Below are 10,907 nucleotides of genomic sequence, written 5' to 3'. Positions count from 1 at the left end.
GCCGTACACCCTGACCGGCGACAGCGCGACCTACACCTGCGACGCCCTGATCATCGCCACCGGTGCCAGCGCTCGCTACCTGGGCCTGCCGTCGGAAGAGGCGTTCATGGGCAAAGGCGTTTCGGCTTGCGCGACCTGCGACGGCTTCTTCTACCGCAACAAGCCTGTTGCAGTGGTCGGCGGCGGCAACACCGCTGTTGAAGAAGCACTGTACCTGGCCAACATCGCCAGCACCGTGACCCTGATCCACCGTCGCGAAACCTTCCGCGCCGAAAAGATCCTGATCGACAAGCTCAACGCCCGTGTGGCCGAAGGCAAGATCATCCTCAAGTTGAACGCCAACCTCGACGAAGTGCTGGGCGACAACATGGGTGTGACCGGTGCGCGCCTGAAGAACAACGACGGCAGCTTCGACGAAATCAAGGTCGACGGCGTGTTCATTGCCATCGGCCACACCCCGAACACTTCGCTGTTCGAAGGCCAGTTGACCCTGAAAGACGGTTACCTGGTGGTGCAGGGCGGCCGCGATGGCAACGCTACTGCCACCAGCGTTGAAGGCATCTTCGCCGCCGGTGACGTGGCTGACCACGTTTACCGCCAGGCCATCACCTCGGCCGGCGCCGGCTGCATGGCGGCACTGGACACCGAGCGTTACCTGGACGGTCTGCAGAACGCTTCGTTCTAAATCGCAGGCACAAAAAAACCGGCTTCGGCCGGTTTTTTTATGCCCGTTATTTGTGGCACAACGCAGTTACATTGTAGGAATCAGCGGCGGGTCAGGGGTTGAGCGGTGAATTTGACGCCGGCCAGGCCGTGCTGGATCAACGCCCTGATATTGCCGTGATCACTGCCCTCAGGCGTCGCCAGCACCGAGCGGTAATGCTCGCCGAACGCCAGCAGCGCTTCTTCGTCACTCAGACCTTCCAGCAGCGCCAGACCCAGGGTCTTGCACGAGCCTTCGTTCTGCCCGGCGGCGTTTTCCACGCCGCCGTTGTTGAATGCTTGCGGCTGGTAGTCGTAACCGGCGGCGATGAAGGCCAGGGTGTCGGCAAAAACGTGTTCGCCGCTCTTGAGGCTGGCGCGCAGGGTATTCAAATCACTCATGGGTTTTTCCTTTGGCGAACGCCGCCTGTTGTTCGGCGTTGGCTTCTTGCTGGTATTGGGCTTTCCACTCGGCGTACGGCATGCCGTAAACCACTTCACGGGCGTCGTCGAGGCTGACCTCGATCTGGCGCTCGTCGGCTTCAGCCTTGTACCACTTGGACAGGCAATTGCGGCAGAACCCGGCGAGGTTCATCAGGTCGATGTTCTGCACGTCCTTGCGGCTGTCCAGGTGGGCGACCAGCCGGCGGAAGGCGGCGGCTTCGAGTTCGAGGCGTTGTTGCTCAGTCATGGGAATCTCTGCGAGACAGCTTTGAGCGGCAAGCTTCAAGCTGCAAGATTGGATCGGGGTCGGCCGTTAGCTTAACGCTTGCAGCTCGAAGCTTGAAGCTCAGCGGCTTGCCGCGAGGGTGATCGACACCGATTCGGCAAAGCGCAGCGCGTGCGGCTTGTCGACTTCGACTTCGGCGTACAGCACCGACGTGTTGCTCATCACCAGATCGAGCAATTCCTGGGTCAGGCGCTCCAGCAACGCAAAGCGGTTGCCTTCGACGTGGGCGATGATCGCCTTGGTGATCGTGCGGTAGTTCAGCGCGTGATCAATATCGTTGTCGCGTACCGCTTCCTGCGCGGCGTACAGGATGGTCAGGTTGATCAGCACATCCTGCTTGTTGAGGATCTCGTCCTCATTGATCCCGATAAAGGTGCGCAAGCGCAGATCCTTGACCCGGATGCGCGCCATTCCTGGTTGAAGTTGTGGCATTTACTTGCTCCGTCCAATCAATTGCAGGAACTCCTGGCGGGTGTTGCTCGAGTCGCGAAAGGCGCCGAGCATGACCGAGGTGTTCATGGTTGAATTCTGTTTTTCGACACCGCGCATCATCATGCACATGTGTCTGGCCTCGATGACCACGGCGACACCGGCGGCGTCGGTGACCTGTTGCACCGCATCGGCAATCTGCCGGGTGAGGTTTTCCTGAATCTGCAGGCGTCGGGCGAACATGTCTACCAGTCGCGCAATCTTCGACAGCCCCAGCACCTTGCCTGTCGGAATATAAGCCACATGGGCCTTGCCGATGAAGGGCAGCAGGTGATGTTCGCACAATGAGTACAACTCGATGTCAGCGACGATGATCATCTCGTCGGTGTCCGAGGCAAACAGTGCGCCGTTGACGATCTCGTCGACGCTCTGCCCATAGCCGTGACACAGGTATTGCATGGCCTTGGCCGCACGCACCGGTGTGTCGAGCAATCCTTCGCGGTCGGGATCTTCACCGAGGCCAATCAGGATGTCGCGGTAGTGCTCGGGCAGGGAGCGGGTCATGGATCATCCTCGCAGCAAGGCTTACTTGACGTGCCTTCCGCCGTTGACGGTCAGGGTTGTGCCGGTGACATAAGGGTTGTCGAGCAGATAGCGCAGGCTCTGGTAGATCACTTCGCTGCCGGGCTCGATGCCCAGCGCGGATTTCGCCAGTGCCTTGGCACGGTACGCCGCATCGTCGTCGGGATTGAACAATAGCAGGGCCGGAGCGATACCGTTGACCTTGATCGCCGGCGCATAACGCGCGGCGAACGACAGCGTCAGGCTGTCGAGCCCGGCTTTGCTCGCGCAATAGCCGATGTGCTTGCTGCTGCCCTTGCGGGTGACGTCGTCACTGATGTGGATGATGTCCGCTGGCGTCGATTGCTTGAGCAGGTCGGCGCAGTGCAGATTGATCAGATACGGCGCAAGCATGTGCACGTTAATCATCCGCACGAAGGCTTCGGCTTCGTGGTCCGGGGTTTCCGCCCGCCATTCGGAGGCGTTGTGGACAATGGCGCGCAGACGGTCGGTGTGGGTTTTCAGTGCCTGGATGAAGGCGAGAATGCTGGCTTCGCTGGAAAAGTCCGCAAACACTGCGACGGCGCCCAGATCCCGCAATGCCTGCACCCCCGGACGTTCAGTGCGATAGGTGAAGATGACGCAGTGGCCGTCTTCAAGCAAACGTTGCGCGCAGTGCAAACCGACACGCTGGCCGGCACCGGTGATGAGAATCGGGGCGGAGGTTGAGGTCATGAACGGCTCACGTCGCAGTCAGAGCAAAAACTATAACAGCGACGTGCCTTGTACTCCTATTGCAGGACGAGCTTTGTGGCTTGAGTGAGAGCGGGGAGTCAACGGTTTTCAGATACCGGTTCCACCGGCAGTCGGCGTGCCGGAATGCTATTCAGCCAGCCGGCCAGCAACCGCGTCGACAGCGGAATGAAGAAGTAAACCATCAATGGCGTCAGGCACGCCGTGCTGATCAATACGCGCGGCAGCAGGCCCATTGGCGCCAGCGCAGGGCCCAGCACGAAATTGAACAGCAATGACACGGGAAAGAATGCCAGCCAGATGGCGACAGCCTGCTTCCAGCGCGGCGGACGCTGGCCGGCGGCGCCGAACCAGCCTTCGATGCCGCTGACCCGGTGTTCTTTCGGGTGGGCAAACAGATCGCTGCCGCGTTCCAGCCAGGCGGTGCGCGACGCCGAGTGCTCCCATGCATGCAGGGTCTGCTCGTCGACAAAGCGGAAAATGATCTGGAATTCGTTGTCGCCGGGTGGGGGCGCCAATACACCGGAGCCGAGGTAACCGGGAAAGTCGGTCGCCAGTTGTTCGCCTTCACGAAGCCAGGCGATCAGGTCCTGATAGCGACCATCAGCAACGCGACGCGCGACCATCAGCGTAACGGGGGAAGTAGACATTATGTATCTCCGTATTTCGAATGCGTCACTCCGGGTAGGAATTTCGCCTGACGCAGGCCGGGGTAGAGGCCTGCGTTTTGCAACAAGCAAGGATTATTCCTGAATTTAGCGATTTAACCAGCGACTTTCGTCGCAGATCGACACTTGAACGCAATCAGGTGTGCGGGGTTAGAATAGGATCCAATTTAATAGTATGGACGTAGATGCAGAATGCCTGTCATGACGGACCTTAGCCCTGTTTCCCAGGCATCTGTTGCGCTTGAGCGCGAAGACCTGTTTCCCATACGTGAGGTCTCGCGCCTGACGGGCGTCAACCCGGTGACCCTGCGTGCCTGGGAACGGCGCTATGGTCTGATTCAGCCCACGCGCACCGAAAGTGGGCATCGGCTGTATTCGATGACCGATATCGAGCGTGTTCGCAACATTGTCGAATGGATCGACCGCGGGGTGGCCGTCAGCAAAATCGGCAAGATCCTCGCCAAGACCGAGCCCTTGAAAGCGCTGGCGCACATTATTCCCGATGATCTGGTCCAGGCCGACTACCAGCAATGGCAGCACCAGTTGCAGAGTGCCGTGAGTGCGTTCGACGACATCGAGCTGGATCGGGTCTATGGGCAGATCTTTTCCTCGTACGCGTTGCCGGTGGTGTTCCAGGACATTCTGATGCCGCTGTGGCGGCAACTGTTGCAGCGTCAGGAAGCGTTCGGGCAAACCAGCGAGTGGCTGTTTCTGGATGGCTATCTGCGCTCACGGGTGTTGCAGCGAATCATCGTGTTGCGTGGCTCACAACCGCGCAAGATCATCGTCAGTGCCTTGGCCGGTCAGTGTCGTGAACTCGAGTTGCTGGTGGCCGCGCTGTTTCTCAGCAGCAGTGAATCCGGTGTGCGGGTATTGACCACCGGCCAGCCGTTCGACGAATTGACCCTGGTCTGCGAGAAAATCAAACCGCAGGTTCTGGTGCTGTTTTCCAATCACGCGCCGGGTGCCGAATTGCCAAGGCGTTTGAACCGCCTGGCATTGAGTCTCGATTGTCAGTTACTGCTGGCGGGGGATGCGTCGGATCTGGCGCAGGACAGTCTGGCGGGCAGCTCGATCGGCTGTATTGGCAACGAAGGGGCAACCATGCGGCAGCGTCTGAACCAGTTTCTCTCGGGGACACTCGATACCTGAAATCAGGTGTGCAGGGCGGGGTGGGTCAAACGATGTTGTTGCAGGATGAACTGGCGCAGACGCTCGGTTTCATCGGCATCGGTCTGACTCAGTTCGTAGGCGTAGAAACCGTGCTCGGTTTCACGCTCGAAGTTGCCACGCAATGAAATCCGCTCATACCCCGAGGGGCTGAACCACAGGGCGAAATGCTTGGGCGGTTTGGTCTTGTTGCGCATCTCCAGCAGCACGCCTTTGTGCGAAACCTCATGCACCCACATCGTTCCCGGCTGGCCTTTGGCGTTTTCCAGAGCCACCGGTTCTTCCAGCGTCAGGCGCCACGGGCGCACCATCGGTCCGTCTTCGTAAATGCTCGGCACACCCAGACGCAGATGCAGCGCGTGAAACTCGTCTTCGACCAGATGCAACGGGAAGGTCATCTGTTGGTTTTCGAAGTTGGCCTGAATGGTGACTTGCTCATGAGCGGCCAGGCGCGTGAGCAAATCACGAATTTGCGAACCACCATTGACCAGCAGGCTCGACGTTGCATCCCGCACATTGAGTTGCGGGTTGTGCTGCATGGTCTGGATGAAATCCAGCTCATCCTGGGTCAGGAGGGCGTCGCGCTGCATGGTTAGCTCGAAGGGAATAGTTACAAAGTCATTGGTGATTGTAGTTAATGACCATTAGTTCGCAGTTTTGTTTGCGCCGTTCGTCGCTTTCACCGCTGCCAGTTCGGTTTGCAGAGCGGCGACCTGGGCCTCCAATTGTGCAACACGCTGTTGCGCCTTGACCTGCACCGTCACGTCTTTTTGCACGCCGACGAAATAGGTCTGCCCGTCATCGGCGTTTTTCACCGTCGACAGTGACAGTTCATTCCAGAATGGCGTGCCGTCCTTGCGATAGTTGCGCAGGATCTCGCGGCACGCTCCACCGTTGCGCAGGGCGTCGCGAATCAGCGCCAGGTTTTCCTGGTCACGGTCTCCAGACTGCAGGAAGCGGCAGTCCTGATAGAGAATTTCCTCGCTGGTGTAGCCGGTCAGGCGCTCAAAAGCGGGGTTCACATAAATCAGGATATTGTCCTGCTCACCTTCCTTTTCGGCGACCACGATTCCGTCATTCGATGCGTTGATCACCATTTGCAGCAGACTGGCGTTGATCATCTTTGAATCCTTTCAGAGTTATCAGTGGGCAGGCATTCTAGAAGATCGGTAGAGGCTGTCTATAGGCCATCAGCTCCTATTGAGAGCCAATCGTAACTTCGGCGTCCAGACTGTTACTATCGCCGCTCTTTTTTTCAGTTTCAGGATCAGATTGATGAAAGTCGCCATCCTCTCCGGTTCGGTCTATGGCACCGCCGAAGAAGTCGCCCGCCACGCTCAGAACTTGCTGAAAGAAGCCGGTTTTGAAACCTTCTACAACGCCCGCGCCAGTCTGGCCGATATCCAGGCGTTCGGCCCGCAAGCGTTTCTTGCCGTGACCTCGACCACCGGCATGGGCGAGTTGCCAGACAACCTGCAACCGCTGTACTCGATGATTCGCGATCAATTGCCCGCCGCGTGGCGTGGTTTGCCGGGCGCGGTGATCGCCTTGGGCGACGCCAGTTATGGCGACACGTTCTGCGGCGGCGGTGAGCAAATACGTGAGTTGTTTGCCGAATTGGGCGTGCGTGAAGTGCAAGACATGCTGCGCATCGACGCCAGCGAAAGCGTCACCCCGGAAACCGACTCAGAGCCCTGGCTGGCGGAGTTGATCGCTGCACTCAAGGGTTGATCCCGCGCTCGCGCAACAGCGCCAGCCATGCCTGAGCCGCTTTTGACAGATAAGCCCCCTGGCGCCAGATGAACGCGATGTCCCAGCGCAGATAATCCGGCGCCCGCAAGGTCAGGCGCACCACGCCTGGCCGCACCAGACCGCGCGCCACCACGCTGGGCAACAGCACCACGCCTTGTCCGGCGGCCACCAGTGCGGCGAGAAAATCCGCCTGACCGCTGCGGCCTCCTTCTTTCGGGGTAAAGCCCATTTGCTGGCAGGCCTGCAGTAAACGGTCGTTGAGCACGAAGCTGCGCTGGTACAGCAGGAAGGGCGTATCGGCCAATTCTTCCAGGCCAATCTCGCCGCGTGCAGCCAATGGGTGATCAGCGGGCAGCAAGGCGTCCAGTCGCTCATCACAAAAAGGCTGACAGTCGAACTGTGGGTCCTTGGGCAACAGACTGCCGCCCAGTTCCAGTTCACCGTTCAACACCGCTTGCTCGATATGGCGGCTACCGCCTTCAAGCAACTGAATACTGATGTTCGGATAACGCCGCCGGTATTCGGCAAACACCCCGGCAAACAGCGCATCGCTGCCCAATAGCGGCAAGCCCAGGCGCAACTCGCCGCGCGCCAGATGGCTGAGATCATCCAGTTCGTTCAGCAGTTCATTGCGCAAACGCAACATGCCTTCGGCCCGTTGCAGCACCACGCTGCCAGCGGCTGTCAGGCGCAGGTGCGAACCGAGCCGTTCGAGCAGCGGAGTGCCAAGGCTCTGTTCCAGTTGGGCCACCTGCTTGCTCACCGCTGACTGGCTGATGTGCAAGGTTTTTGCGGCTTGGGTAAAACCGCCCTGGTGCATGACTTCGACGAAGCTGCGCAGTTGTTTGAATTCCATAGCTGTGATTCCAAGGTGGAATGGCTGCAAGTCTAACAATTCGCTTTTGGGATGCCAGGCCGGTTCGTAAAATAACGGCCTGTCAGGAGCAAAAGCATGAATACCGTCGCCCTCAAACACCTTTTCCGTCTGCTCGCCGAACTCGCCGTGTTGCTGAGTCTTTATCTGCTCGGTTGCCAGTTGGCCGCGTGGCTGGCGTGGCCGATTCCCGGTGGCGTCATCGGCATGGCCCTGTTGCTGCTGGCGTTCGCCTGCGGCTGGGTGAAACCGGCGGCGCTGCAATTGGGCGCCGGATTGCTGATGGCGGAAATGCTGTTGTTCTTTATTCCGGCGTTGATGAGCCTGCTCGATTACGGCGCGCTGCTGCGCCATGACGGCTGGCGCATCCTGTTGGTGATCGCCGCCAGTACCTTGATGGTGATGCTGGTCACCGCGTTCACCGTGGAACTGGCCGTGCGCATGAGGCGTTCCCATGAAGCTTGAATGGATGCCGATGTTCTGGCTCGTCTTCACTCTGTTGGCGTACCTGTTCAGCCGCTGGATTTATCGACGCACCGGACGCTACGTGCTGTCGCCGCTGATTCTGGTGCCGGGGTTGTTGCTGGCGCTTGCGGTGCCGCTGCACACCGCGTATGCCGAATATGCGAGCAACACCCATTGGCTGATGCTTGTACTGGGGCCGGTGACTGTGGCCTTCGCCGTGCCGATCTGGCAGCAACGGCGATTGTTGATGCGGCATTGGTCGGCGTTGCTGCTCGGCATGGTCGCCGGCAGTGCGGCGTCGATCGCCACCTCGTTCGGTCTGGCCAGGGCGCTGGCGCTGGACAGTTCGGTGACCCTGTCGCTGGTGCCTCGTTCGATCACCACGCCATTCGCCATGCCACTGGCGCAGGATCTCGGTGGCGTGCCGGAACTGACGGCGGTGTTCGTGATGTTTACGGGCGTGTTCGGCGCCATGCTCGGCGGCGTTCTGTTGAAGTGGTTGCCGTTGCGCAGTGCGCTCGCACGCGGCGCCTTGTTCGGTGTCGGCGCCCACGGTGCCGGGGTCAGCCGGGCGCACGAAGTCGGCGGTGAAGAAGGTTCTGTCGCCGGGCTGGTGATGGTGCTTACCGGGCTGCTGAATCTGTTTGCCGCGCCTTTGCTGGCGTCGTTGCTTTGACATGGATCCAAGGTGTTTGCATGGCTGACCCGCTCAGTCATCAAGCTGGCTGGCAATGCAACTACACGATCCTTTGCGCCTGACTAGACTGCTGACACGTGCAGAACAATAAGAACGCAGAGGTGCATACAGTGAGCGTAGCCCCCGTCCAATCGTCCCTTAATGTCAAAGACCAGGTCAGTGCTGCCGAGTGGCAGACCCGTGTCGATCTCGCCGCCTGTTATCGTCTGGTCGCGCTGCATGGCTGGGATGATCTGATCTTCACCCATATTTCCGCCAAGGTCCCGGGCACCGAAGATTTCCTGATCAATCCGTTCGGCCTGATGTTTCACGAGATCACTGCCTCAAGCCTGGTGAAAGTCGACCAGGCCGGCAACAAACTCATGGACAGTCCCTACGAAATCAACCCGGCCGGCTACACGATCCACAGCGCCGTGCACGAAGTGCGGCACGATGTGGTTTGCGTGCTGCATACGCACACCGCCTCCGGTGTTGCGGTGTCGGCGCAAAAGCAGGGCGTGTTGCCGATCAGTCAGCAGTCGCTGTTTGTTCTCTCGAGCCTGGCGTATCACGCTTATGAAGGTGTCGCGCTGAATCACGAAGAGAAGGCGCGGTTGCAGGCCGACCTCGGCGAAAGCAATTTCCTGATGTTGCATAACCACGGTCTGCTGACCTGCGGTGGCACCATCGCCGATACCTTTCTGATGATGTTCACCTTCCAGCGCGCCTGCGACATTCAGGTCATGGCGCAGACCGGCGGGGCGCAACTGATCGCCATCGAACCGCAGATTCTGGCGGGCGCCAAAGCGATGATCGCCGGCGTCACCAAAAGCGCTCAAGGCATGGGTGGCGCGCTGGCCTGGCCGGCGCTGCTACGCAAACTCGATAAACAAGACCCCGGATATAAACTCTAATGCCTCTTGCCGAGATTCCTCTGTGTGTCTGGCGTAAACGCAGCCAGACGTTTGTCTTTCGTGGGCATTCGATCCGCTACTGGGTGGCGGGGCAGGGTGAACCGCTGCTGTTGATCCACGGCTTTCCGACCGCCAGTTGGGATTGGCATTACCTGTGGCAGCCATTGGCTCAGCGATATCGGGTAATTGCCTGTGACATGCTCGGTTTCGGCGATTCGGCCAAACCCCTGAATCACACCTACAGCCTGTTGGAGCAGGCCGATCTGCAGCAGGCCTTGCTCGTGCATTTGCAGGTCGAGCAACCGGTGCATGTGCTGGCACACGATTACGGCGACAGCGTCGCTCAAGAACTGCTCGCCCGTCATGGCGAAGGCACGTTCGAGATGGCCAGTTGTGTATTTCTCAACGGCGGCCTGTTTCCGGAAACCCATCGCCCGGTGCTGATGCAGAAGCTACTGCTCAGCCCGCTGGGCTGGATGATCGGGCGCGCGTTCACCCGCGACGCACTGGTGAAAAGCTTCCGCCAGATCTTCGGTCCGCAGACCGCTCCGAGTGAAAGTGAGCTGGACGATTTCTGGAGTCTGATCGACAGCAATCACGGGCCATGGATCATGCACAAGCTGATCGGCTACATTCCCGAACGTCGCATGCAACGTGATCGCTGGGTCGCTGCGATGCAACGTGGTGAAGTGCCGATGCGGGTGATTGATGGCGAGTTCGATCCGATCTCCGGTGCGCACATGGTCGAGCGTTACCGCGTACTGATTCCGGACGCCGACACGGTGTTGCTGCCAGGCATCGGCCACTATCCGCAGACCGAAGCGCCGGTGCAGGTGCTCAAGCACTATCTGGCGTTCCGTGATCGCCTGGTGTTGCCGCCGCGCAAGGTGGCGTGTTCATGAAATCTCCGTTCGCTTGAGCGAACGGTTGTGGCGAGGGAGCTTGCCGCACGGTCCCGCTCGGCTGCGCCACGCCCCAGCGGAAGCAAGCGCCTTCGCCACAGGGTGTCTCATCCTTTTCACTATCCCCCAACCTTATCGCGCACCATTCAGCCTCAGCCGTGTTCATTGTGACCCGAAGCCCCGTGCCTGACACTCGGGATCAATGTCCCATTGGCCTGCTGGAGTTGCCCCGATGAATGAGTCTGTGCGTTTCGAAGATAAAGTCGTGATCGTCACCGGAGCCGGTGGTGGCCTCGGACGGGCTCACGCGC

16 protein-coding genes are annotated in these 10,907 nt (G+C 59.5%); 7 read left to right on the top strand and 9 right to left on the bottom strand.

The annotated features are described in order from the left end of the window. A partial coding sequence (locus DBR24_RS14550; protein WP_128615115.1) for an FAD-dependent oxidoreductase occupies window positions 1-685 on the top strand: 685 nt, incomplete at its 5' end. A gap of 80 nt (window positions 686-765) precedes the next feature. Here DBR24_RS14550 and DBR24_RS14545 read toward each other — a convergent pair. From DBR24_RS14545 to DBR24_RS14520, 6 genes are all read right to left on the bottom strand, one after another. Next, window positions 766-1,104, bottom strand: a complete 339-nt coding sequence (locus tag DBR24_RS14545; RefSeq protein ID WP_128615114.1) for a HopJ type III effector protein — start codon at window positions 1,102-1,104, stop codon at window positions 766-768. Next, window positions 1,097-1,393, bottom strand: coding sequence for a DUF1244 domain-containing protein (locus DBR24_RS14540; protein ID WP_123464714.1), 297 nt, complete (start codon window positions 1,391-1,393; stop codon window positions 1,097-1,099). Before DBR24_RS14540 ends, DBR24_RS14545 begins: the two co-directional genes overlap by 8 nt. A 99-nt stretch (window positions 1,394-1,492) precedes the next feature. Continuing rightward, the gene (gene folX / locus DBR24_RS14535; RefSeq protein ID WP_123464716.1) at window positions 1,493-1,864 is read right to left on the bottom strand and encodes a dihydroneopterin triphosphate 2'-epimerase; all 372 of its coding nucleotides are present in this window, start codon (window positions 1,862-1,864) and stop codon (window positions 1,493-1,495) included. Continuing rightward, window positions 1,865-2,425 carry a GTP cyclohydrolase I FolE gene (gene folE, locus DBR24_RS14530; RefSeq protein ID WP_123464717.1) on the bottom strand — a complete coding sequence of 187 codons (561 nt, stop codon included), beginning with the start codon at window positions 2,423-2,425 and terminating at the stop codon, window positions 1,865-1,867. 21 nt (window positions 2,426-2,446) lie between these two features. Then, a complete protein-coding gene (gene folM, locus DBR24_RS14525; RefSeq protein WP_128615113.1) occupies window positions 2,447-3,157 on the bottom strand; it encodes a dihydromonapterin reductase in 711 nt (236 codons plus the stop codon). A gap of 98 nt (window positions 3,158-3,255) precedes the next feature. After that, the gene (locus DBR24_RS14520) at window positions 3,256-3,825 is read right to left on the bottom strand and encodes an antibiotic biosynthesis monooxygenase (RefSeq protein ID WP_128615112.1); all 570 of its coding nucleotides are present in this window, start codon (window positions 3,823-3,825) and stop codon (window positions 3,256-3,258) included. A gap of 210 nt (window positions 3,826-4,035) precedes the next feature. Between DBR24_RS14520 and DBR24_RS14515 the strand changes: the two genes are divergently transcribed. Then, the gene (locus DBR24_RS14515) at window positions 4,036-4,995 is read left to right on the top strand and encodes a MerR family transcriptional regulator (RefSeq protein ID WP_123464723.1); all 960 of its coding nucleotides are present in this window, start codon (window positions 4,036-4,038) and stop codon (window positions 4,993-4,995) included. Window positions 4,996-4,997: 2 nt separating this feature from the next. Here DBR24_RS14515 and DBR24_RS14510 read toward each other — a convergent pair whose 3' ends face one another. Together DBR24_RS14510 and DBR24_RS14505 are read right to left on the bottom strand one after the other, a co-directional pair. Then, entirely contained in the window at window positions 4,998-5,603 is a 606-nt protein-coding gene (locus DBR24_RS14510) for a hypothetical protein (RefSeq protein WP_123464725.1), read from the bottom strand. Window positions 5,604-5,657: 54 nt separating this feature from the next. Then, window positions 5,658-6,134: a PAS domain-containing protein gene (locus DBR24_RS14505; RefSeq protein ID WP_123464727.1), complete on the bottom strand. Its 477-nt coding sequence runs from the start codon at window positions 6,132-6,134 to the stop codon at window positions 5,658-5,660. Window positions 6,135-6,288: 154 nt separating this feature from the next. On the opposite strand from DBR24_RS14505, the gene DBR24_RS14500 reads away from it, so the two are divergent. Beyond that, entirely contained in the window at window positions 6,289-6,744 is a 456-nt protein-coding gene (locus DBR24_RS14500) for a flavodoxin (RefSeq protein WP_128615111.1), read from the top strand. On the opposite strand, the gene DBR24_RS14495 is transcribed toward DBR24_RS14500, so the two are convergent. Continuing rightward, a complete protein-coding gene (locus tag DBR24_RS14495; RefSeq protein WP_128615110.1) occupies window positions 6,734-7,621 on the bottom strand; it encodes a LysR family transcriptional regulator in 888 nt (295 codons plus the stop codon). The two genes, DBR24_RS14500 and DBR24_RS14495, sit on opposite strands and share 11 nt — an antisense overlap. 96 nt (window positions 7,622-7,717) lie before the next feature. On the opposite strand from DBR24_RS14495, the gene DBR24_RS14490 reads away from it, so the two are divergent. From DBR24_RS14490 to DBR24_RS14475, 4 genes are all read left to right on the top strand, one after another. Further along, on the top strand, window positions 7,718-8,104 hold the full coding sequence (locus DBR24_RS14490; RefSeq protein WP_123464733.1) for a CidA/LrgA family protein: 387 nt from the start codon (window positions 7,718-7,720) through the stop codon (window positions 8,102-8,104). Further along, window positions 8,094-8,780 carry an LrgB family protein gene (locus DBR24_RS14485; RefSeq protein ID WP_128615109.1) on the top strand — a complete coding sequence of 229 codons (687 nt, stop codon included), beginning with the start codon at window positions 8,094-8,096 and terminating at the stop codon, window positions 8,778-8,780. Before DBR24_RS14490 ends, DBR24_RS14485 begins: the two co-directional genes overlap by 11 nt. A gap of 131 nt (window positions 8,781-8,911) precedes the next feature. Beyond that, window positions 8,912-9,694 (top strand): class II aldolase/adducin family protein, encoded by a 783-nt coding sequence (locus DBR24_RS14480; RefSeq protein ID WP_128615108.1) that lies wholly within the window; start codon window positions 8,912-8,914, stop codon window positions 9,692-9,694. Next, the gene (locus DBR24_RS14475; protein ID WP_128615107.1) at window positions 9,694-10,596 is read left to right on the top strand and encodes an alpha/beta fold hydrolase; all 903 of its coding nucleotides are present in this window, start codon (window positions 9,694-9,696) and stop codon (window positions 10,594-10,596) included. Before DBR24_RS14480 ends, DBR24_RS14475 begins: the two co-directional genes overlap by 1 nt. The last annotated feature ends 311 nt before the right edge of the window (window positions 10,597-10,907 follow it).

It is taken from the genome of Pseudomonas sp. HMWF006 (assembly GCF_003061205.1).
Classification (GTDB): domain Bacteria; phylum Pseudomonadota; class Gammaproteobacteria; order Pseudomonadales; family Pseudomonadaceae; genus Aquipseudomonas; species Aquipseudomonas monsensis.
This window is presented reverse-complemented; position numbering and strand designations above follow the sequence as displayed.

Coding starts and splice junctions, on each gene's coding strand:
- DBR24_RS14505 (WP_123464727.1), bottom strand. CDS start 6,134: ATGATCAACGCCAGTCTGCTGCAAATGGTGATCAACGCATCGAATGAC.
- folE (WP_123464717.1), bottom strand. CDS start 2,425: ATGACCCGCTCCCTGCCCGAGCACTACCGCGACATCCTGATTGGCCTC.
- DBR24_RS14500 (WP_128615111.1), top strand. CDS start 6,289: ATGAAAGTCGCCATCCTCTCCGGTTCGGTCTATGGCACCGCCGAAGAA.
- DBR24_RS14520 (WP_128615112.1), bottom strand. CDS start 3,825: ATGTCTACTTCCCCCGTTACGCTGATGGTCGCGCGTCGCGTTGCTGAT.
- DBR24_RS14545 (WP_128615114.1), bottom strand. CDS start 1,104: ATGAGTGATTTGAATACCCTGCGCGCCAGCCTCAAGAGCGGCGAACAC.
- folM (WP_128615113.1), bottom strand. CDS start 3,157: ATGACCTCAACCTCCGCCCCGATTCTCATCACCGGTGCCGGCCAGCGT.
- DBR24_RS14490 (WP_123464733.1), top strand. CDS start 7,718: ATGAATACCGTCGCCCTCAAACACCTTTTCCGTCTGCTCGCCGAACTC.
- DBR24_RS14495 (WP_128615110.1), bottom strand. CDS start 7,621: ATGGAATTCAAACAACTGCGCAGCTTCGTCGAAGTCATGCACCAGGGC.
- DBR24_RS14475 (WP_128615107.1), top strand. CDS start 9,694: ATGCCTCTTGCCGAGATTCCTCTGTGTGTCTGGCGTAAACGCAGCCAG.
- DBR24_RS14510 (WP_123464725.1), bottom strand. CDS start 5,603: ATGCAGCGCGACGCCCTCCTGACCCAGGATGAGCTGGATTTCATCCAG.
- DBR24_RS14485 (WP_128615109.1), top strand. CDS start 8,094: ATGAAGCTTGAATGGATGCCGATGTTCTGGCTCGTCTTCACTCTGTTG.
- folX (WP_123464716.1), bottom strand. CDS start 1,864: ATGCCACAACTTCAACCAGGAATGGCGCGCATCCGGGTCAAGGATCTG.
- DBR24_RS14540 (WP_123464714.1), bottom strand. CDS start 1,393: ATGACTGAGCAACAACGCCTCGAACTCGAAGCCGCCGCCTTCCGCCGG.
- DBR24_RS14515 (WP_123464723.1), top strand. CDS start 4,036: ATGCCTGTCATGACGGACCTTAGCCCTGTTTCCCAGGCATCTGTTGCG.